Annotated in this window: 17 protein-coding genes and 4 pseudogenes; 9 read left to right on the top strand and 12 right to left on the bottom strand. The window is 69.8% G+C overall.

The genetic code is table 11. The features are described from left to right. Positions 1–36: 36 nt before the first annotated feature. On the top strand, positions 37–945 hold the full coding sequence (locus ACIP2X_RS07845; protein WP_401669048.1) for an AfsR/SARP family transcriptional regulator: 909 nt from the start codon (positions 37–39) through the stop codon (positions 943–945). 128 nt (positions 946–1,073) lie between these two features. On the opposite strand, the gene ACIP2X_RS07850 is transcribed toward ACIP2X_RS07845, so the two are convergent. Beyond that, a complete protein-coding gene (locus tag ACIP2X_RS07850; protein WP_401669051.1) occupies positions 1,074–1,946 on the bottom strand; it encodes a BTAD domain-containing putative transcriptional regulator in 873 nt (290 codons plus the stop codon). A 267-nt stretch (positions 1,947–2,213) separates the two neighbouring features. Next, positions 2,214–2,852, bottom strand: coding sequence for a ScbR family autoregulator-binding transcription factor (locus ACIP2X_RS07855; RefSeq protein ID WP_401669054.1), 639 nt, complete (start codon positions 2,850–2,852; stop codon positions 2,214–2,216). A gap of 590 nt (positions 2,853–3,442) precedes the next feature. Between ACIP2X_RS07855 and ACIP2X_RS07860 the strand changes: the two genes are divergently transcribed. Continuing rightward, positions 3,443–4,414 carry a ScbA/BarX family gamma-butyrolactone biosynthesis protein gene (locus ACIP2X_RS07860; RefSeq protein ID WP_401669056.1) on the top strand — a complete coding sequence of 324 codons (972 nt, stop codon included), beginning with the start codon at positions 3,443–3,445 and terminating at the stop codon, positions 4,412–4,414. A 116-nt stretch (positions 4,415–4,530) separates the two neighbouring features. Here ACIP2X_RS07860 and ACIP2X_RS07865 read toward each other — a convergent pair whose 3' ends face one another. Both ACIP2X_RS07865 and ACIP2X_RS07870 read right to left on the bottom strand, forming a co-directional pair. After that, on the bottom strand, positions 4,531–5,190 hold the full coding sequence (locus ACIP2X_RS07865; protein ID WP_401669058.1) for a ScbR family autoregulator-binding transcription factor: 660 nt from the start codon (positions 5,188–5,190) through the stop codon (positions 4,531–4,533). A gap of 1,523 nt (positions 5,191–6,713) precedes the next feature. Beyond that, positions 6,714–8,009, bottom strand: a complete 1,296-nt coding sequence (locus ACIP2X_RS07870) for a cytochrome P450 (RefSeq protein ID WP_401669060.1) — start codon at positions 8,007–8,009, stop codon at positions 6,714–6,716. 275 nt (positions 8,010–8,284) lie between these two features. On the opposite strand from ACIP2X_RS07870, the gene ACIP2X_RS07875 reads away from it, so the two are divergent. Together ACIP2X_RS07875 and ACIP2X_RS07880 are read left to right on the top strand one after the other, a co-directional pair. Next, positions 8,285–9,268, top strand: coding sequence for a ScbA/BarX family gamma-butyrolactone biosynthesis protein (locus ACIP2X_RS07875; RefSeq protein ID WP_401669062.1), 984 nt, complete (start codon positions 8,285–8,287; stop codon positions 9,266–9,268). A 1,127-nt stretch (positions 9,269–10,395) separates the two neighbouring features. Beyond that, positions 10,396–10,785, top strand: a pseudogene (locus ACIP2X_RS07880) (transposase); the annotation flags it as partial. Here the strand turns inward: ACIP2X_RS07880 and ACIP2X_RS07885 are convergent. Continuing rightward, positions 10,739–11,008 (bottom strand): hypothetical protein, encoded by a 270-nt coding sequence (locus tag ACIP2X_RS07885; RefSeq protein WP_401669065.1) that lies wholly within the window; start codon positions 11,006–11,008, stop codon positions 10,739–10,741. The pseudogene ACIP2X_RS07880 and the gene ACIP2X_RS07885 overlap by 47 nt on opposite strands. 148 nt (positions 11,009–11,156) lie before the next feature. Here ACIP2X_RS07885 and ACIP2X_RS07890 point away from each other — a divergent pair. The 4 genes and pseudogenes from ACIP2X_RS07890 to ACIP2X_RS07905 all read left to right on the top strand — a co-directional run. After that, a pseudogene (locus ACIP2X_RS07890) lies at positions 11,157–11,291 on the top strand (transposase family protein); the annotation flags it as partial. A gap of 49 nt (positions 11,292–11,340) precedes the next feature. Next, on the top strand, positions 11,341–11,841 hold the full coding sequence (locus tag ACIP2X_RS07895; RefSeq protein ID WP_401669067.1) for a transposase: 501 nt from the start codon (positions 11,341–11,343) through the stop codon (positions 11,839–11,841). A gap of 65 nt (positions 11,842–11,906) precedes the next feature. After that, positions 11,907–12,456, top strand: a pseudogene (locus ACIP2X_RS07900) (IS5 family transposase); the annotation flags it as partial. Positions 12,457–12,739: 283 nt separating this feature from the next. Continuing rightward, complete coding sequence (locus ACIP2X_RS07905) at positions 12,740–13,585, top strand: hypothetical protein (protein WP_401669070.1); 846 nt, start codon at positions 12,740–12,742, stop codon at positions 13,583–13,585. A gap of 57 nt (positions 13,586–13,642) precedes the next feature. On the opposite strand, the gene ACIP2X_RS07910 is transcribed toward ACIP2X_RS07905, so the two are convergent. The 3 genes and pseudogenes from ACIP2X_RS07910 to ACIP2X_RS07920 form a co-directional block, all read right to left on the bottom strand. After that, entirely contained in the window at positions 13,643–14,041 is a 399-nt protein-coding gene (locus ACIP2X_RS07910; RefSeq protein ID WP_401669074.1) for a hypothetical protein, read from the bottom strand. A 5-nt stretch (positions 14,042–14,046) separates the two neighbouring features. After that, a complete protein-coding gene (locus ACIP2X_RS07915) occupies positions 14,047–14,766 on the bottom strand; it encodes a DUF6193 family natural product biosynthesis protein (RefSeq protein WP_401669077.1) in 720 nt (239 codons plus the stop codon). A 369-nt stretch (positions 14,767–15,135) separates the two neighbouring features. Beyond that, positions 15,136–15,363: pseudogene (locus ACIP2X_RS07920) on the bottom strand (hypothetical protein); the annotation flags it as partial. Positions 15,364–16,425: 1,062 nt separating this feature from the next. Between ACIP2X_RS07920 and ACIP2X_RS07925 the strand changes: the two are divergent. Continuing rightward, the gene (locus tag ACIP2X_RS07925) at positions 16,426–17,067 is read left to right on the top strand and encodes a hypothetical protein (RefSeq protein ID WP_401669080.1); all 642 of its coding nucleotides are present in this window, start codon (positions 16,426–16,428) and stop codon (positions 17,065–17,067) included. A 9-nt stretch (positions 17,068–17,076) separates the two neighbouring features. Here ACIP2X_RS07925 and ACIP2X_RS07930 read toward each other — a convergent pair whose 3' ends face one another. The 4 genes from ACIP2X_RS07930 to ACIP2X_RS07945 all read right to left on the bottom strand — a co-directional run bounded on the left by ACIP2X_RS07930 (position 17,077) and on the right by ACIP2X_RS07945 (position 20,886). Then, positions 17,077–17,301, bottom strand: a complete 225-nt coding sequence (locus ACIP2X_RS07930; RefSeq protein WP_401669083.1) for a hypothetical protein — start codon at positions 17,299–17,301, stop codon at positions 17,077–17,079. A 273-nt stretch (positions 17,302–17,574) separates the two neighbouring features. Continuing rightward, positions 17,575–18,684 (bottom strand): SPFH domain-containing protein, encoded by a 1,110-nt coding sequence (locus ACIP2X_RS07935; protein ID WP_401669086.1) that lies wholly within the window; start codon positions 18,682–18,684, stop codon positions 17,575–17,577. Between the two features lie 29 nt (positions 18,685–18,713). Then, positions 18,714–19,151, bottom strand: coding sequence for an NfeD family protein (locus ACIP2X_RS07940; RefSeq protein ID WP_401669089.1), 438 nt, complete (start codon positions 19,149–19,151; stop codon positions 18,714–18,716). 1,357 nt (positions 19,152–20,508) lie between these two features. Further along, on the bottom strand, positions 20,509–20,886 hold the full coding sequence (locus ACIP2X_RS07945; protein WP_401669091.1) for a DUF1330 domain-containing protein: 378 nt from the start codon (positions 20,884–20,886) through the stop codon (positions 20,509–20,511). Between the last annotated feature and the right edge of the window lie 290 nt (positions 20,887–21,176).

Here is a 21,176-nt window from a genome sequence, read left to right on the forward strand (position 1 = left end):
TCTGCATCGGACGGCCGGACGGCCGGCCGACGAGCTGTGGGGCGCCCACCCGCCGCGCGGCGCGGCGGGCGCCGTGCAGGCGCACGTCGCCCGGCTGCGCAGGCTCCTCGGGCCGCCCGACGGCCGGGCGGGCCGCGAGGTGATCACGACCGAGCCAGGCGGATATCTGCTGCGGCCCGGCGAGGCGACCACCGACGCCGGGCACTTCCGTCGGCTATCCGCCGACGGCTGTCCGCCGAGGGACACGCGGCGGCCGCGTCCGACCCCGACCGGGCAGCCACGCTCCTGGAGCGCGCCCTGTCCCTGTGGCGGGGGCCGGCGCTCGCGGACTGCCGCGGCGGCCCCATCTGCACGGCCAAGGCCTACCGGCTGGAGGAGCAGCGGCCGCTGACGCTGGAGGCGTTCTACGACGCGAGGCTGCGTTCGGCCCGTCCCGACGGCATCACCGGCGACCTGGAACTGCCGGCGGAGGAACACCCGCTGCGGGAACGCTTCGCCGATCTGCTGATGGTGGCTCTGCAGCGCGCCGGCCGCCACTGCGAGGCCCTCGCCGTCTACGACAGGGTGCGCCGGCGGCTCGCGAGCGAACTCGGCGCCAGCCCCGGACCGTTGCTGCGCGGCCGCCGCGAGGCCCTGCTGCGCCACGGCCCGCCCCCCGGCCCCCTCGCCAAAACGGAGCTCCGAGAAGTACGAGGGGTGTGCGGGGTGCACGGGGTGCGCCGGGTGTGCGGGGTGTGCGGCGAGGGCCTCGGCCGCGGCGGGGACGTGGCGTACGGCGACCCGGCCCTGAAGGCGGCCGAGATGGCCCGCATCGGCAGGCGGCTGGAGGAGCTGTTCCATGAACTGCGCGACCTGAACCGACGGTTCGGCGCCCTGAAGGAGGCGGGCCATCACGCCGCCGGCCCGCCCGCCCTGCCTCTCGCGGACCAGGCCGGCTCCCGGTGACGGCCGGCCGGTGGGGCGCCCGGCGGTGTGCGGGCGCCCCGGCCGGCGCGGACGGGCCGGTGGGGTGCGGGCGCGGCACGAGGTTTGCGTGCCGCTCCCGCCCGCCCGCCCGCCGGGCGGTCAGTGGCTCACACGGGCGCCATGCGGCTGCGGCCGGACCCGGCCGGCGGCATCGGGGCCGGCGCCGCGGACGAGGGGTGCTCCAGGGACAGCGGTGTCTCGGGCACGGCCGTCAGGATCGACTGCTGGAGCCGGCGCAGCCGTGCCGAGGGCTCCAGGCCGAGGTCGCGCACGAGGGTGCCGCGCAGCCGGTGGTAGACGTCGAGCGCCTCGCTGCGCCGGCCCGAGCGGTACAGGGCCAGCATGAACTGCCCGTGCAGGTTCTCGTGGGTGCGGTAACGAGCCGTCAGCACGGTGAGTTCGGCGAGCAGTTCGCGGTGCCGGCCGAGCCGCAGGTCGGCCTCGATGCGCTGGTCGAGGGCGCACAGCCGGCTCTCGTCCAGCCGTTTGGCCTCCATCTGCAGCTGTACGCCGGTGTGCACGTCGGCGAAGGCGGCGCCGCTCCACAGGCCCAGCGCGTCGCGCAGTTTGCGGGCGGCGCCGGGAAAGTCCCCCGCGTCCATGGCGCGGTAGCCCGCTCCCGCGAGCCGCTCGAACTCGCGTACGTCGATGCTGCCGCCGCCGGTGGCGAGCAGATAGCCGCCCGGTGAGGTCACCAGCACGTCCTTGGCGCGGCGCGCCGGCCCGTCCCCGGCGGGGGTGTCCTTCTCCAGCGCGAGGGTGATGAGCTCGCGCAGCTGCAGGACGTAGGTCTGCAAGGTGGTGCGGGCACTGCGTGGCGGGTTGCCGCCCCACAGCTCCTCGATCAGCCCGCAGACCGGCACCACCTGGTCGGCGTAGAGCGCCAGAAGGGCCAGGACCTGCCGGGGCTTGGGTGCGGTGGGGGCGATCGAGACCCCGTTCTCCCTGGCGTCCAGTGCGCCCAGTATGTCGATGTCCACGCCGTCTCCCCCTGCTCCCTTTACGGTGTCCGGCCGCACACAGTAAAAAACAGCACGCACGGTATGTCAATATCCAACCGCTCGGGCCTCTTCGTCCACCGCCGCCCCACCGGTCCTCAAGTGCAGGGAAACCCAACTGACCTGCAAAAATGCCTGACTTGGCGTCATGCGAGCAGTGACAGGGCATCGTGCCGGAGAGGGAGGAGGCGGCGAGATCTCCGCCGGAAGCCGGGTGTACCGGCCCCCGGGGCATACCGTACGTGCTGTTTACACTCGGTCGGGCACGGTGTCGGGGGTCCCGCCGGACACCAGCCGGCCGAGGCCGTCGGCCGCCGCCAGCCGGGGCAGCAACAGCTCCCAGAACCGCACGAGCGTGGCCGCGGACGTCCACGTACGGTCGTGTGCGCCGAGCAGTTCGAAGCCCACCGTCGCCGCCACCACGGCGATCGAGGCGTCGGCCGCGGACACGCCCTCGGCGAGCACGCCCTCGCGCTCCGCGTCCCTGAGCACCTCCTCGACCCAGTCCTGCCACACGCCGCGCAGGTCCACGGCGTCCTCGCGGCGCGGCAGGGCGCTGCCCAGCCCGAATCCGGCCCGGACCATGACGTCCTGGTCCAGCCGTCCCATCAGGGCGTGGGTGGCGTCGATGAGCCGCTGCAGCGGATGCGGACCGCCGTCCGGGGCGGGCCCGGCGATGGCACGGACGACGGCGGCCGCCTCGTCCTCCACGGCGCGGGCCAGGGCCTGCTTGCTCGCGAAGTGGAAGTGCAGCGCGCCGGTGCTCACCCCGGCCTTCTTGCTGATGGTGCTGATCGAGGCCATGGTGAAACCGGATTGCGCGAACACCTCGGCGGCTGCCCGTACCAAGTCCTGCCGCGTGCGCGCGGCACGCTCCTGCTGCACCATGGCGGTTCTCCTGACTGCGCGGGCCCGGTGAAGTCACCTGCCCGCTCAAAGGGTCTGTCACTTGAGCGGCGGCGGCGCGCTCACGCGCCCCGGTGCGCCGGCCGGCCCCGCCGCGATGGACACCGGGTCCGCCGCCGTCGCCGTCGGGGCCTTCACCGGGAAGGGCCCGAGCAGGTCCTGCCCGGCCCGCAGAAGACATCATACAAACCGCACGGGCGGTTTATGAAGGGCGGGGGTCCCGCGCCGCCGAGCCGGCCACCGGGAGCCGCCGCCCGCACCCGCCCCGCCCCGCCCCGCCCTGGGACTGTTGCGTTCGCCGGGGAATGCCGCACACGCCCAACTCCCGTGCGCGGGGGGCGTCGGCCCCGTGATCCGTGCGGCGGGGGACGCTTCACGGCCCGCGGGGAGCCGTCCCGCACCCGGCACTGCCGGGGGTGGCCGGCCCCCGTCCGCGGGAGTGCGTCGTTCCCTTTGTGTACGGTCGCGGACTGCCCGCGCCCCTCCTAGAAATTAAACCGGATGGTATGTATCTTCGGTCCTGCCGAGGCAGTCCCCTCGGCATCAGGCCCACGCGGCTCAGGGGGAAAACCATGTCTGCGAGCACGTTCCGTACAGAGCGCGCGATACCCGGCGCGGCCGGCACAGAGAGCGCCACCAGCACGCTTCCCGGGACCAGGAGCCTGCTCGTGCGGCCCCTGACCACTCCCGTGGCGAAGGAACTCGTTGAGCGCGCGAGCGTCGCCGAGGTCATGCTCACCGGATGGGAGCAGGTGGGCGAGCACCGTTTCACCGTGGCCGCGCAGTGGCCCCGCGGGCACAGCTTCTTCGCCGTGGGCGGCCGCTACCACCCGCTCATCGCGGCCGAGACGATCCGTCAGAGCGCGATCCTGCTGGCTCACACCGAGTACGGCGTTCCGCTCGACCGGCAGCTGCTGGTGCAGGGCATCGGCGTGAGCCCCCGTCCCGAGCGCTTCGACATCGGCTGGACGCCGGCCACGCTCGAACTGCACGTCCGCGTCGCGGCGGACAGGGGCCACGACGGCACCCTGACCGGGCTCCGCGTGGAGGTGGAGATCCGCCGTGACGCTCAGCCGGCGGCGACGGGCCATGGCACCTTCGCCTGTGCCGCGGCAGCCGGCGGCCAGGCGCCGGGCCGTCACCCCCTGCCCCGCACCGCGCCGGCGCACCCCGTCCCCCCGCAGGCCGTCGGACGCCTCTCGCCCCTGGATGTCGTCCTGTCCGCCACAAGGCGAGAGGACCAGTGGCGGCTGCACGTGGACACCGGGCACCCCGTGTTCTTCGACCGCCGCACCGGCCACGTGCCGGACACGATCCTGCTCGAAGCCGCCTGCCAGGCCACGGCCATGACACTGGGACGCCCCTGCGTGCCGCTGGACATCACCACCGAGTTCGACCGCCGCGCCGAACTGGGCAGCCCCTGCCTGATCGAGGCGCACCGCATCCCCGGCAACGGGGCGGACGGCTCGGAAGCGGTGCGCGTGACGGGCCATCACAGCGGCAGGCCCCTCTTTTGCTCCACGGTGACCGCGGCCGCCGGCTGAGGACACCGGCGGGCCCGCCCCGGCAGGGCCGGGACGCGGTCCGCCGCGAGCGCGACGAGAACGTGGCACAACGCGCTCGCGGCGGCGGCGCGGGGCGGGGCGGGCGGCCCATCCGGTCAGCTCGCCACCGCCACGAGTTTCCCGGCCAGCTCCTCCTGTACCCGCGTGTCGCTCCGGGCGCCGAGTTCCCTCGCCCGCGCGGCGGTGATCTCAAGGCTCGCCAGGACGGCCGGAACCGCGATGCTGGGCAGCAGGTGCCTCAGGAGCGACACCACCCGCTCCTCAAGGTCCTCCCGCTGCGACAGGATCTGCGAATACACCTGCACGCCGGTCCAGGCGGCCGAGAACTGCCAGGCGGTCTCGGACGGCACGATGTGCGGAAGGAGCTCGCCCTGCTTCTTGGCCTCGGTGAGCAGATAGCTGCTCGCGTCGATCCACTGGGTGATGGCCGCGGTACCGAACGAGGCCCGCACGTCCTGGTCCAGGCTCAGCCTCGCCACCGCGCTCACCAGCGGATCGTGGCGCATGCGGTAGGCCACCGTGAGGGCCGTGTCCACCAGCTGCTGCAGTTTGCAGCTGCTCGGCTCCACCGAGATCAGACTGAACTGCTGGGTGAGCACACCCTCCGCCAGGGCCGCCTTGGACGGGAAGTGGAAGTAGAGCGCCCCCTTGGTCAGACCGGCTCTGGCCAGGATCTCGCCGATGGTGGCGCGATCGTAGCCGTACTCGTCGAAGACGGAGGCCGCCGCCGTCAAGATCGCCAGTCTCGTTCGCATCGCACGCTCCTGCCGTGCCATGAAAGCCCTCCCTGGTTGTTGCTGGGGTACGGCACCAGGTCACGTGTCCGCTCAACCCTGGAACCAAACCAAGCCGTCCGTATTTTCCCAACCCGACGGCCTGTTTCTCACTCCGTCCCTCTCCCTGATCCCCCGTGAGGAACTCTCCGTTGCCGAAGAATGCACTGGTCACAGGCACAAAAGGCGTCACCGGGCGGCACATGGTCCGCGTCGCCCTTACAAAACCAACCGTGCGGGTTCGGATGATACACCGCGGCACCCCAGCCCCCCAGGGGCACAGCGCGCAGCCCGTGGTACAGGCGAACCCCGCACCGCTGACGCGCCCGCACGAAGAGACCGGCGCCGCCGTGCACCGCGCGTCCCCCGCAAGGACGGACACGCGAAGCCCGCACGAAGAGGCCGACGCCCTTGCGCACTACGCGTCCCCCGCAAGGACAGACACGCGAAGCCCGCACGAAGAGACCGGCACCCTCGTGCACTGCGCGGCCCCCGCAAGGGCACACGCGCGGAGCCCGCACAAAGGGACCGACGGCGTGCACCGCGTGTCCCCCGCGAGAGCACACGCGCGGAGCCCGCGCGAAAGGACCGGCGCCCTCGTGCACCGTGTGTCCCCCGCAAGGACAGACACGCGAAGCCCGCACGAAGAGACCGACGCCGCCGTGCACCGTGTGTCCCCCGCGAGGGCGGACGCGCGGAGCCTGCGCACGGCCGGCGGCCTGGGCGTCCGGGCACTGGCCGAGGAGGCACTGCGCCACGGCGTGCGCCGCATCGTGCATGTCGGAGCGGCCGCGGTGTGCGGAGGGGGTCCCCTGCGCGGGGCCGGGGCCGCCGCTGCGGTCCGGGCCCGGGCGTCCGCCGCCGGCCGCACCCGTGCCGCCGCCGGGCGGCAGGTGCCGGCCGGCGGCGGCACGGTGGTGCGGCCGTACCCCGTCTGCGGCGCGGGCGGCGGGCGGGTGGTTCCCGGACCGTCCGGGCCCGTGCGGCTCGCCGGCGCGGACGCCGCGTGCCCCCCGGTGCGCGCCAGCGCCGGCGGCGGCGCGTCGTGTTCTGCCGCGGCCGGGGCGGCGGCGCGGGCAGAACACGGGGTGGCGGCGGTCCTCCACGTCAACCACCCCCGTGCGGTGTCCGCTTCGGCTCCGGTCGACAGGGCGAGGGGGCCCCTGGACCTGCCGGGCGGTGAGCCGCAGCCGCTGCCGCTGCGGCGGGCCGGGCTGCCGTTGCGGTGGGCCGGGCTGCCGTCGCGGCGGGCCGGGGAGATCACCGGCGGGTTCCCGTCCGTCCTGCGCCGGCGGCCGGTGCCGGCCACCGGCCGCCGGCCCGGCGGCGAGTGTGCCCGGACGGCGGTGGGCCGCGTTCCGGGCGAGGCGCCCGCCGCCGGCCCGGCCGCCCGCCAAAGGTGGTGGGGCGTGCTGCCGCGTGGGAGCCACGGCCGGTTGCGGTGCGCGAGGGCGGCGGGCAGGGGCGTCTTGGGCCGGCCCGGTCCGGGGCCGGCGCGGCGTGTCCTAGTGCGCGAGGGCCGCGGCCTCCTGCCGCGGCTGCGCCATGACAGGCGCTCGCTTCGCGGCGGACGGTCCGAGCATCACGGGCAGTTCCTGGTGTCCGTTGGAGATGAACGACTCCAGCGGGCGCAGGCTCTGCGCGGGCACGGCGAGTTCGAGCGCGGGGAACCGCTCGAACAGCCCGCTCAGTGCGACCGCCGCCTCCATCCTGGCCAGCTGGGCGCCGAGGCAGAAGTGCGGGCCATGGCCGAAGGAGAGGTGCTCGCGGCGGGTGTCGCGGGTGACGTCGAAGAGATGGCCGTCCCCGCCGTGCACCAAGGCATCGCGGCCGGCGGCGATGTAGGAGATGACCAGCGGGTCGCCCTTGGGTATCACCGTCCCGCCGACCTCCACGTCCTCCACCGCATAGCGCAGGATCCCGTTCGCGCCCGGGGCGTCCACCCGCAGGGTCTCCTCAACAACGTCCTCCCACGCCGCCCGGCCGGAGCGGACGAGCGCGAGCTGTCCGGGATGGGCCAGCAGCAGGGCGATCGCGTTGTCCAGCAGGTTCACGGTGGTCTCATAACCGGCCGTGTACAGCAGGATCAGGTTGTCGGCGAGTTCCTTCTCCGTCAGCCGCGTACCGCCCTCGTCCCGCTGGGCGATCAGCGCGCTGGTCAGATCCTCACCCGGGGCCTCACGTTTGAGAGCGAGCAGTTCATTCATCGTCAGATACAGATTGACACCGTTTCGCTGCGCCTCCTCCAGCGAGACGGAGGTCTGGAAGAAACCGACGATGATCTGGCGCAGCTTCTCGCGCAGCTCCCCGGGGATACCGAACAACTCGGCCAGCACCTGCGTGGGAACACGGTGGGCGAACTCCTGGCGCAGATCCACCGGCAGGTCCGGCGGCAGCTGCGCGAGCCGGTCCAGCAGATCGCGGGTGATCTCCTCGACACGCGGCCGGAGCCCGGCGACCCGGCGGGCCGTGAACGCCCCGGCCACAAGCCTGCGCAGACGTTTGTGGTCGTCCCCGTAAGCGGTGACCATGTTCTGCACCGACACCCAGATCGCCAGCGGCCAGGTCTGCGCGATCTCCCCCTCGATCCACGCCGGCCAGTGCAGATAGGCGTCCTTGGAGACACGCGGATCGGTCAGCAAAGCCTTGATCTCACGCTGACCCGTCACCGCCCACGCCCCCACACCACCGGGCAGCACCACCCGGACCACCGGACCCTGCGCCCCCAGCCGGGCGGCCTCACCGTGGATGTCCCGTCCCGACGGATCAAAAGCGTACGGACAGTGCTGTTGACGAGGCATGGACCCTCCGGTCGCTGAGGCGGACTCCGGGAATCCGGACCCGCACGATGAAGAAAACCGTACACGCGGTATTTCCACGGTCAAGGGCTTCTCGCACCGGAACCCTTAACGGAAGGCTCACCACCGCTTATGCCGGGACTGAGCGCCCTCGGGACCCTCAGATTCCCTGTCCAGTATGACGAAAAGGGCTTGAAAACAAAACCGGATAGTCTGTATGTTCTGTGCTCCAGCCCCACTGACCTGCTCGACTTCTATGCGAGAGGCGGAGAGCGAGCGTGACTGCTCCGAGAAGCCGTACGACGGACCTCCTCACCCCCCGAGGGCCGCACGCCATACCCACGAGCGGCATGCAGTCCCTGCCGCGGCTGACGACCACGGTCCCCAGGGAGTACGTGCACCGGGCCTGCCACGCGGAGGTCTTCCTGACCGGCTGCGAGAAACTCGACGAGGACCACTTCGCCCTCAGCGGCGAATGGCCGCGCATCCACCCGTTCTTCACCAGCGCCGACGGCAGACGCCACGACGCCCTGCAGGCCGCGGAAACCATCCGCCAGACCGGACTCTTCCTCGCCCACGCCGAGTTCGACGTCCCCCTAGGCCACCAGTTCCTGCTGTCGGAGCTCTACCTGACCACCTTCCCCGACAACATGGTCACCGGACACGGACCCAGCGAACTGTCCCTGACAGCCACCTGCACCGACATGATCCGCAGAGGCAAACGCCTCGCCGAGTTCACCATGAACATCACCATCGAACGCGACAACCGGCCCTGCGCCACCGGCGGCGGCCGCTTCGCCTGCATCTCCGACGGAACCTACCGCCGCCTGCGCGGCACCGCCACAACAGCCCGCCTCCACACACGGACACAACCGAAAGCCACACTCACCCCAGCCACCGTCGGCAAAACCGCACCCGCCGACGTGGTCCTCGCCGCCACCGCCCTACCCGGCCACTACCTCCTCGACCCCGACCCACGCCACGCCACCCTCTTCGAACACGCCGGCGACCACTACCCCGGCATGGTCCTGCTCGAAGCCGCCTGGCAAGCCGCCACCGCCCACACCCACCCCCAAGCCCGCACCCCCACCTCCGTACACGCACAATTCCACCGCTACGCAGAATTCACCACACCCGTCTGGATCACCGCCACCCCCCACCCAAACCCCGACAACAACGACACCACCCTCACAATCACCGCCACCCAGCAAAACCACACCCTCTTCACCGCAACCACCACCACACCACCCACCACCAACTGAACACATACCGGCAGAACCACAGAAGCGCGCCACACCAAAACCACCCCCACCACACCCCCTCCAGAACAGGCACCCCCCAACACCCCCGGCAAGGCGCCGTACGATGCGATACGGCGCGACGCCGGAACACCCCCGGGGGGCGGCCGGTGCGGGCGCGGTATTCCGCGAAATTCTCCAGCACCTCAATCAGCGTCGTCCTCTCGCCGATGTTCAGGTCGTCACCCTCCGCGTCGGCCACGGCGTCTTCGACCCGGGGGGCACCAGGCGTCCGCTTCCCTCAGCTCTCCGTTGGTGAGGTGCTGGAGGTGCAGGCAGTAGGCGGCCGCGCCGTGGTCGGCACCCGCGGCCCACCAGAACCTGGCGCTCTCGGGGCGATTGGCGAGCTAGAGCCAGCACGCGAAGACGTAAATGCCTGACTTCCCGTCCGGCTGTTCCTCGGTAACCGGGTATCGGGCGCCAACGTTCGCCTCTGCCTGGCCGGACAACTCAATGCTCCTGCAGTCGCGCCACCCCAGGCAGCCCGCGCGACCAGTCGATTCAAGATTCCTCCAAGGTCGGTCCAAGCACCGGCTAATAGCGTCTGTTCCGCGGCCTAACCCCCGCTTTCGCCTTCCGCAAACAGAAACCACCTGGAGGAAACTGTGACGATTCGTCATCGCTTGCGCGCAGCAACAGCAGCCAGTGCCGGCGTGCTGGGCCTGGCGGCAGCACTCACCGTCCTGTCCCCAGCCACTGCCGCCCATGCAGCGCCCAGCTGCCAGCCGTGGTCGGACTCCAACACCTTTGGCACCTACTGCAGCTCGGCAGACGGCAACCCCTCCTTCCGGGCTATGGCGAAGTGCAAGAACGGCGCGACCGTCCCTGGCCAGTGGAAGCGAGTCGGCGGCGGCACCTGGTCCTACGCATACTGCACCTCGGTGAACTCCTCGCTCAGCTACGGATGGGCAGAAATCGGCCGCTGAGCAGCGGCGGGTGCCTGGACGTCGTCCTCAGCAAGACCCGCCGCCCCTCATCACCCGCACCACCAGAGGGCCCGCAGCCACCACGGCCGCGGGCCTTTTCGTGCCCGGGTTTCTGGACTTTCTGGCCCTTACAACGGCTAACACAAAGAGGTGGACCGATCCTGGTTGCCGTGTCCGAGGCGGGAGTTGAGCGTTCGGTGCAGTGTAGGAACGTCACCGTGGATCATGTCGGATGAGCTGTGGGACCGCCTCGAGCCGCTGCTGCCGCAGCGTGAGCGCCGGTTCCGGTATCCGGGTCGTAAGCCGTTGCCGGGCCGGGAGGTGCTGTGCGGGATCTTGTACGTGCTGCACACCGGGATCCAGTGGGAGTACCTGCCCCAAAATTTTGGTTTCGGGTCGGGCATGACGTGCTGGCGTCGTCTGAGGGACTGGAACGAGGCCGACGTGTGGCAGCGGCTGCACCAGGCCCTGTTAAGGGCTGTCCCGAAACTGGGGTCACAGACAGGCGTCAGACGCTCGGGTTCCTCCACAGATGCCGCTCGTCCAGGGTCCCGAACCGAACGTCTCCGCGTTCAAGGTCGACGAGGATGGGCCAGCAGTCCAAGAGCTGCTCTCTCGCATCACGCGAGGCGAGGAACTGCACAGAGTTGTAGGGCACGATCAGGAGCCCGTTGCTCGCACGAAGCCGCTCTTCGTCGATGGCCAGAGGCGGCTCGTCATCGCGCTGGCTACGGGCGAGAAACGCCACCGCGAGTTGCAGGGCCTCGTCCTGCTCCATGATCCGTCTCCAGTCCGTCGGCACGAAGAAGGAACCCTAATCGGCCTGGGATGATCTTGGTGTGGCTGGTGTGATCACGGCGTCGGAACCTTCCTGGATAGCCCCGTTCACGGGGCTCAACCCACGGCAGTTCGGCAAGCTGGTGACGGTGCTGCGACGCACAGGTGCGGACTCGGTCCGCAGGGGTCGGCCGTGGAGTCTTCCGCCTGGGGATCGGGCCCTGCTGGTCGCGGCCTACTGGCGGACGAACCTCACGATGCGCCAGCTCGCCCCGCTGTTCGGGGTGTCCAAGTCGGCGCCGGACCGTATCATCAACCACCTCGGGCCGATGCTTGCCCTCCAGCCCCGCAAGCGGTTCGCGAAGGACACCGTGCTCATCGTGGACGGCACCCTCGTCCCCACCCGGGACCACACGATCGCCGAGCGGTCGAAGAACTACCGGTACTTTACCCAACCACCAGGTCGTCGTCGACGCCGACACCCGCATGGTCGTGGTGGTCGGCCGGCCGCTTGCCGGGAACCGCAACGACTGCAAGGCATGGGAGGAGTCCGGCGCCAAGGCCGCCGTCGGGCATACCCTCACGATCGCCGACGGCGGCTATCCCGGCACCGGACTCGTCATCCCACACCGCCGCGAGCACGGACAGGCCGAACTGCCGGCCTGGAAGGAGGAACACAACAAGTCCCACAAGCAGGTCCGGGCCCGTGTCGAGCACGTCTTCGCCCGGATGAAGACCTGGAAGATCCTCCGCGACCGTCGCCTCAGAGGTGACGGCGTCCACCACGCCATGCTCGGCATCGCACGGATGCACAACCTCGCCCTCGCCGGTTAGGCCAGCGGGTCACATGGCGGCCCGCCATGCCCGAGACGACCCAGAGATCATTTGCGGGACAGTCCTTAGCCGAGCTCAACGCGGCTTCCCGGCTGGACTGGTCCCGGTGTGTGGTCGACTCCTCCCACGTCAGGGCATTAAAAGGGGGATCCATACGGGTCCGTCACCGGTCGACAGGGGCCGGGCCGGCTCGAAGCACCATCTGATCAGTGACGGGCACGGCACCCCGCTCGCGGTCCTGCTGACCGGGGACAACCGCACGACGTCACGCAGTTGCTCCCGCTGCTCGACGCGGTCCCGCCGGTCCGCGGCAAGGTCGGCCGTCCTCGCCGCAAGCCGGACTCGTTGTTCGCCGACCGTGGCTACGACCACGACATCTACCGCGACCAGGTCCGCGCCCGCGGCATTGTCCCGGCCATCGCCCGCCGCGGCACCATGCACGGCACCGGACAGGGCACATACTGGTGGGTGGTTGAGCGGACCTTCGCCTGGCTCCACGGCTTCCGACGCCTTCGCACCCGGTGGGAACGCAGAGCCGACATCCACGAAGCGTTCCTCAAGCTCGCCTGCTGCCTCATCACCCGCCGACAGAAAACCGGTCGTGGTCAAGGATGATACGGGAATGAATGATCAAGTTCCCGCCGTAATTCCAGCGCTGGTGTTCGATCGGGAGCACGTACCCGAGCTCATCGGCGGCTCGGTAGTACCCGGGCGCTTCACGGTGGGCGGTGCCAGTGTCGTCATAGGCCCGGTCGGAATGGTGATCATCGCGGAAGCGAGTGACGCACCCGCCCAAAGCGGTGTGTGGAACGCTGAGGAGGTCCGCTTGATCGGGCCCGCACCGGCGCCGGTCACAGAGCGACTCATGGGGGCGCCCTAGGGTGTGGGCAAAGGCTCGTTGCCGATCCACATCGCGGTCCGCGTTGGGGGTGAAGTTTTGTACCTGGGCACCGCCCGAGTGAGCCAGGCTGGCACCTCCGATGGCGTTCTCACCGACTGTGAACTGCGCTTTGAAGCACCCTTGAGCAGAGAACTCCTGAACCGAGTGCGCCCGCCCCTTCCACCTGAGCACTTGCCGGGCTTGGAGTGGCTGGGGAATGTGAACGGTGACCGTGCGGCAGCTCTCGAGCAGTTCGTCACCGGCTGGTACCCCACCGCAGACGCCACCGAATCGCCTACCAGCGACTCCGCGTCACGCCTTCCCGGTGGACTGAGACAGCTGTACCGGCTCGCGAAGCAGCGACCGGGTGCCCTCGGAATCCAGAACAGGATCCTGCCCGAGCCAGACCTGCATACCGACCATCTCGGGGAGATGCTCGTCTTCGGCGTCGAGAACCAAGGAGGCTTCTTCTGGTCACTCCTGTGGACGCTTGAGGGACCTGAAGCCGATCCGACTGTCTGGTTCCGTGAATTCGACGAGGATCCGATCGCCGAACAGGAACCACTCAGCGGCTTCGTGATCCAGTTCTCCCTCTTCGAGGCCTCCATGGGCGCCGACTACCTCGCCCTGCCCCGCAAACTCACTGCACCACAGGTCGAGCAACTCACCGAAGCGCTGCACCTTGTGCCCCTGCGTCCCTTCTGGCCCTGGGCACCCACCCACTTCTATGTGGCCCCCGGCCTCGTCGTGCATGTCAGCAGCGAGGACGGCGAAGCATTCGATGCCTGGGCCGGCGCCACCCACCGAAGCGCCCTGGACCCTCTGGCCGACCTCCCTATCAACTGGAATCGCTTCGATGGCTGAGCGTCTTACGAGACCAGCTGACGGCCCGCCGTGGTGATCGCCTCAGCAGCCAGGCAGTCAACGGGGTAGTCGGGCGGTCCGCTCCGAGTACGCCGCAGCGACGTAGCGCATGGCGGTCTGAGCGGTAATCCCGAAGAGCCGCATCAGCTTGAGCGGATCGCTGGTGGCAAACGCCTCGTCGAGCATGCGGTCCTGGCGCAGGCCGACGAGCGTGACGTCCTTGGGTAGGGCCTTACGAAGCAGAGTCCTGCTGACTGTCGGCTGATCCGGAGCAAGGGCCGTCTTTTGGCTCACGAGGAGATGCGGATTGGCTGAGGCTGGCCAGCGCTGGTTGCGGTAGGCCAGCCACTCCCTGGCAAGTCGGTGAGTGAACTCCGCCAGGTAGAGGGTGTGTCGCAGCAACCGGCGTCGGACTTCGAGGGTGCCGCGGGCGAGGCTCAAATCGGTGGTCGGCACTCATCTCATTCGGCGGATCCCGCGACAGCCGGGCCGACGCCCGCGGGAATATGGGACACCGCCAGGGCGACGGCATCCTCGGCTGTGGCGGCCTCTCCGATGGTGTCGGCGTGCGGGTGCTTCATCACGCGGTAGGGGCTGCCGTTGCGTGCCGGAGCTATGGCGACCTCATTCCGGAAGGGGAAACCGGTGCAGGAGCTGAAGCCAAGCGTCCAGTGACTGGAGTACACGTAGAGCTGCCGCAGCCTTGGGTTGGCGTGAGCCGCTTCCACCAGTGCGCTGAACCCTGGGAAATCCGGGGCTTTGGTCGCCTCCGCCCGCGTCTTCCGCCATTGCAGCTCTACTACCGCCACCGGCCCGCGCTCGTTTGCCTCGGCGCGTTCACTGGAGTGCAGAAAGGGCAGGTCAGCCTGCAGCTCCCGCAGGCTCCTGGCCTGCCCCCACGCCACGCCGGCTCTGACGACATCCGCCAGGTCCGACGTGGCTCCGGTAATCATCTCGACGCCCTGTGCCCACCCCGAGAGCATGAACGAGCGGCTGTCTACTCCGATGTAGATGGACAGCGACTTGCGCCCCGGGACCGATGAGGCGGTACCCGCCGTAACGGGGGATCCTCCTGCGTGGGGAACCACCGTGAGGTCAACGCCAAGCTCGGCCGCCAGTTGTTCCAGCGCCGCGGTCAGGCTGCCGGCAGCAGCCAGGTCAGGGTAAAGGTCAGTGTCCATCTGCACAGTCTGCCCTTGCCATGTCACCGAGAGAACAGCGGTCAGGCACAGCAGCGGGGAATGGTACGCACGTCCCTCCATGTGTTCGTCGCTCGCGGCCCGGGGATTGCAACTGGCCGCCGGTGGGGGCTGTGAGCAGGGAACCGCTGGCCGTACATGGGAAGAGTTCTTGGCCGCTGTCAGCAGAGCACGGCCGCTTCACCAGTAGTTCGGAGAAAGCAGGAACCGGGGTGCGCAGAGGCAAGCAGTGGTGGTAACGACGCCTGCAGACAGGGCACGTGGCCCTCGCTGCGATGGCCTTGTCGAGCGCGCTTCCTTGGCCAGCGTCATCAGCCGCACCGGCAGGGCGAGGTCGATCCGGTACAGGTAGGCGGCGCGGGTACAGGCGCGCTGCGGACGGGCGGCGCAGGCCTTGCAGCGCAGAACCGCGACCGGCTCGTGCCCACCAGGGCGTAACCCGGCGGCGCGCAACTGGCGCCGCGTGGCCAGCACATCGGTGGGGGCGGTCCCCCACTCGTACTCCGGCAGGCCGTGCCAGGTCCGCGGCGCGGGTTCGCATCGACGGGCCCGGGCGCGTGCGGTCACCGGGTCGTCCACGTGCCGGGCAGCCGGTCGTGACGCTGCGGGTAGCGGGTGCCGGGGCGCTGGGGGTGGGGCCGGCCGATCCGGCGGCGCGGGCGGGGAATGCGCACGAGCGATCTCCTCCAGACGTCGGTGGACAGCACTGCGCCCCGGGCCGACTGGTGTCGGCGGGGCGCAACGGTGATGGGGTGGCGTGCTTATGCGGCGAGGCCGTGGGCCGTGGGGTGGTCTCCGGGTGTGGCCGGCGCGGGCGTGGTGTGGCCCGGCCGGGGGCGGTCCGGCACTCGCGGCAGCGGCCGAGAGCGTGGCCCCAGACCTGCGCAACCAGGGCGCACGGCCGGCAACACTCCCCTTCGGCGGCTCCAGCGCAGTGGGAGCGCTCGGCTACGACGCGTGAGGACGAGAGCTGCTCGCCCACGCCCCCGATCTCGACACCGTCGTGGCGGCCCTGGGTTCCGGCGGCACCATGGCCGGCCTCGTCCACGCCCTCGGTCCCGAGCGGGTACTCGGCGTGCACTGCGGCGCCGTCGACGACCCTGCCAGGGTGGTCTCCGCGCTCCTCACCCCGATGGGCGGCCGGCCCGTCACGCACGGCTCGCTGCGGGTACGCACCGACCAGGTCGGCCCCGGCTACGGCGCCCTGACCGACCCGGTCATGGACGCACTGACGCGCACCAGCCCGCACGCAGGGCATCGTGCTCGACCCCGTCCACACCGGTCGGGCCATGGCCGGCCTGATCGCCGCCGTAAGCGAAGGCAAGGTCGTACCCGCAGCAAACGGTGTTCCTCCACACAGGTGGACTGCCCGGCCTGTTCGGACACCCGGCCGCCCTCCGCGCAACGGCAGCCCAACTCGCCGGCGAACCCCACACACCCTGAACCAATCACGCGGACGCAGTGCACCCGCGGAGGCCGGCGAACACCAGAGACGAGCTCGGTGCCGGCGTCTGCGTAGGTGAAAAGGGGTTCTGGTCCAACTTCTGTGGAGCGGTGACGTTCAGTGTTGGCGAACAGGTCTGCGATGGGGTGTGCTACCGCGACAGACGGGTGTCGGTGGGACAGCCGAGAATGCCGGTCATGGCAGATCGCAGTCCGGTGCTCCGGATCATCACCTCAGCCGCGCGAGACTCCCTCAAACCGCTCGGCCTGGCCCAGCGCGGACGGTCGCGGCTGTGGATTGATGATCACGGATGGTGGCTCGGGGTTGTGGAGTTCACCCCGCCGCGGGTGGCCGGCAGCGGTCTGTACGTCGGTGCAATGTGGCTGTGGCACGACGTAGACCACCTGGCCTTCCACGTGGACGCAATCCGAGTGGGCTCCGAGCTGTTTCGCACCGAGGACCAGTTCACGCCGCTGGCACTCGAACTCAGTCGGCAGGCGGCCGCGAACGTGACAGCGCTGAGGGAGAAGTTCTCAGCTCTGCCGGACGTCGCCCGATATCTGACGTCCAGACCGGTGCGGCGGGGATTCCTCTGGGACAGCTTCGACTCTGGGATCGCAGCCGCTCTGGTTGGGGACCCGAACACGGCCCGCGATCACTTCGAACGAGTCCTTCGAGAGGACGCGCTGGCCACGTGGATGGTCGAAGCCCAAGAGAAGACGCGTGATCTCCACGCGATCGCAGCAGATCGCGACGCCGTGATCGCCTGGGTCACACGGGCCGTCGACTCCTGCCGGAGCAAGCTGGGCCTGGATCCCGTGCCGTTTCCGATCAGCTGACGGATCCGCTCAGCGAGCGACAGACCGGTCAGCAAAAGGGACTCGCTTCCGTAGCAGGCTGAAGCCAACCCGGCCGTACATCTGGCGTTTGATCATTTTGATCCCGTTGACGTGGCCTTCGACGATGCCGGAGTTCCAGGGCAGCGTGAGGCCGGCGATGACGGCGGCGAGGTCTCGTTCGAGGCCGTTGACGAAGGTAGTGGAGGCTAGGAAGGTCCCACTGGAAGTGTTCATGCCTCGCCGTCACGGTGGACGACGAGCCACCCCTCCGGCCGCCCCCGAGGCAGACTTGGGCGGCCCGGCTGATCCGGGTGGGCCTGCCCGTCTGCCGCTCAAGTGCCGCCAGCAGGGCACGCCTTCCTGCCGGAGGCCGAGCCGTACGCCGTGTGCGTCACGGACCAGTAGGACGCAGACCGCGGTGATCGGCGCACGGTTGCTGGACTGGCCCGCCGAGGAACTACGAAGCACCCCGACGGTGTCCGAGACGCCGGCCGTTACCGACCGAAGTCAGTCGTCGGAGGTCTGCGTCCGGCGAGACGTCTGGGTCGACTTCGCAGCCTCGGCCTCGGCCTTGGCGTCGCTCACCGCGGCGGCGGCCTGCCGTTCGGCCTCGTCGGCAGCCGCGGCAGCATCCAGGGAGGCTGTCCAGCCTGCGGTGAGCTCCGGGGTCCGTCCGTCGCCCGGCGTGTCATCAGCGCCTGCGGTGGCTTCCTCCGCCGGTCGCGCGGTACCGGGAGGACTTGCCGGCGACTGATCACCGAACGCACGAGTGACGGTCCGGACAGCCTCTGTCAGCTCCCCCGGGATCACCCAGAACGTGTTGTTGTCGCTGCCCGCCAGATGTGGCAGCGTCTCGAGGTATTTGTAGGCCAGAACCTTCGGGTCGGCATTGTTGCGATGAACGGCCTGGAAGACGAGCTCAACCGCCTTTGCCTCACCGTCCGCCCGAAGGATCATGGCTTGCTGCGTGCCCTGTGCCTCCAGGATGTCCTTCTGCTTCGTACCCTCCGCTGTGAGGATCTTGGCCTGGCGCTCCCCTTCGGCATGCAGGATGGCCGCTCGCTTGTCACGCTCGGCCCGCATCTGCTTCTCCATCGCTTCCTTGATGGTGTGCGGTGGATCGATGGCCTTGATCTCGACACGGTTGACCCGGATGCCCCACTTGCCGGTGGCATCGTCGAGGACGGCGCGAAGACGGGAGTTGATCTCCTCACGAGAGGTGAGAGTCTCCTCCAGGTCCATGCTGCCGATGACGTTACGGAGTGTGGTCACGGTGAGCTGATCGATCGCTTGCAGATAGTCAGCGACCTCGTAGGCCGCCGCCCGCGGATCGGTGATCTGGTAGTAGAGGACGGTGTCGATGTTCACCACGAGGTTGTCCTCGGTGATCACCGGCCTGGGGTCGGACGAATACACCTGCTCACGCACGTCCAGTTTGGTGTTGATGCGGTCAGCGACCGGCACGACGAAGTTCAGGCCGGGCTGCAGCGTCCGGCGATACCGACCGAACCGCTCGATGTTGCAGCGGCGCGCCTGCGGAACGATCCGCACAGTGGATGCCACGAGGAAGACAACGACGATGGCCGCCACGAGGGCGAGGATGACAAGCGGCTCCACAGTGCCTCCGTTGCTTGGTGTTCAGCCGTTCACGGAAGGAGTTCACGGGGATACACGAGGGCCGTGGCGCCTTCGATCTCCATGACATCCACCAGCGCCCCCACCGGGATCACCAGAGTGTCGTCGAAGGCGCGGGCGGACCACTCCTCGCCGGACAGTTTGATCAGACCACGGGTCGCGGTGACCTCCTGCATCACCTCGGCCCGCTTGCCGATCAGCGCATCGCTGCCCTCGCGCACGAGAGGTTGCAGCGCCATGTGCCGCAGCGCGACCGGACGGATGATGAACAGCCCCGCTGCCGCCGCCGCAGCCAGGGCGAGAAGCTGCCCGAGAAGCCCGACGCCCACACCTGCGACCACGGCGGCAACCAGCGCAGCACCGGCCAGCAGCCCCAAGACCAGTGTCAGAGTGAAGAACTCCGCGACACCCAGCGCCGCGGCGGCGAGCAGCCATGCGAACCAGGGCATCGAATCGCCCTCCTTCAGAGGCCTTCTCCCCCAAGTTACCGTCCGGACCGCCAGGCAGAACAGACACGGCGACCGGGTCCGTACGCGTGTGTGCGCGGGCCGCCTTGCGGGCAGGGCAACGGAGGGAGCAGATGCTCGCTGGCGCCGTCCGTGAGGGGCGCGACCCCGGAGGGAACAGGTGTGCTGATGACGCGACCCCTTGTTCGCTGGGCTCAGGGCGGTCTCGCACCGGTCGATGCGGTCGGCGTGGCCCACACTCATGGATCGGCTTTGAGGCTGTCGCGGCCTTCGGTCAGGTGTGTTCGGCCGTCGTAGGGGCCGGGGACGCTGCGGCGGGCGCCGAGGAGGGACCCGGAGGCAGCAGACCGGCTCTGGGGATACGGCACTGACGCCCTCCGCACTGCATAACCGCCTGCCGCCGCGGAAGGTCGACGCCTGCACTGCTGTTGGAAAGCCCGGCAGCGCCCGACCGACCCGAAGCGCCCACGCTTGAACGGATAGCCTCTGCACCCGCCCGGTGCTGCACGGCGGAGTCCTCCTGCTCCCTGTGCAGCACCCTTGAGCCGCTCGGCCCATGCGAATGCTGCGCGACAGACTCGGCATCACCCAGCCACCAACAGGCCCCCGGCCAGGCATACAGCAGCAGCGAGCAGCGGCGACGGCTACGACAAGGTGCCACGCAGGGCGCGGGGATCTCGTACGTCGGCGGCTTCGTTGTCGGAGTTGTAGGTCGTGGCGACTTCGAGCATCAGTTCCCCGAGCGCATGAGCGCTGGTCGCAAGATCGTCCACGACGGCGCGTAGTACGGCGACGGTCGGGTCCGCCGGCGGATCGGCGGGGGCCCCGCGACCTCGGTGCCGCTCCGGAGTTCGCCTGCGGCCGTCCGCCGTTCAGCGAGGTGCCACCGCATCACGTGATCGCCGCCTACCGCCACCCCGAAAGATGGGTGCAGTTGGGCGTACGGCCGCCGTCGGCGCCCGGGCTCCGGTTTCGCCGCGGACGGCACCAAAGCCCGCGACGCCCAAAGACTCGTCCTCGGTGGAGGCCGGCTATCCCAGGTGGAAATCCCGAGGGCGCTGAACACCGGGGACAGCACGGGGGGCCTTCGGCGTGCTGTTCGGGACGCATGTGCCGTTCACCGCCGCGCAGCTTGACCGTCGGTACCCTGCCCACGCGGGCTGTGTCGCCGGGCCGTCGGCGCCGACGGCGGTGCCGCGCGGCACAGTCATCCGCTGCTGGCCGACGTACGCGCCAACCTGCGTGACGCTCTGTTCTTCGAGGCGGATCTGCTGAGGCCCGCATCGGTGGCGCGGACGCGGGCCCGGCCTCCGCCGCAGTACGCGGCGTGCTGCGGGACTCAGTGTGTTTGGCCGCCCTCCCAGGGCACGGTGGGCTGGAGCATGGCCTCGGTCAGGGCGCCGCTTCGCAGCGCGGTCACCTCCTGGTATCCGGGGTCGGCCACCATACGGCCTTGCGCCTCCCGGCTCGGGTAGCGGACGAGCAGCACGGCGTCCCACGCCTGACCGTGCTCGGCGACCAGCGGGGTGCCGCCGTCACCGGCGTAGAGCAGTGCGCCGCCGTACCGGTGCAGGAACTCGGCCGCGCGCCGGGAGTACTCGGCGTACGAGGCCCGTCCGCCGGGAGCGAAACGCAGCAGGTTGAGCATGACGAAGGGGCCGTCCGGGGTGTGCGTACTCAGTCCGGCGAGTGCTGCACCCGTGGGTTCGACGGCCATAGCGGTCTCCTTGTCGTCTGGCCCGGCCCTGAGACGACCAGTGGGACGCCCGCAGCCCAGAGGCATTCCGGCGAGCGGCATACCGCCCAGTCGGTAAGCCCTGTCAGTACGGTGCCGGTGCAGTGCGGCCTCCACACGGTCGGCGTGTTTCCGACGGCGTGTTTCGGCCCCACTGGAACATTTGGCACCACTCTTGGGCCAAGGGGGCCTCCCCTGACCCAACCCGATGCGAAAAAACGCCTGGGCCTTCCTACCTCAGACCGCCACCTCATCGGCTCCCTCGTCCTCCC

It is taken from the genome of Streptomyces sp. NPDC089424 (assembly GCF_044749345.1).
Taxonomy (GTDB): Bacteria; Actinomycetota; Actinomycetes; order Streptomycetales; family Streptomycetaceae; genus Streptomyces.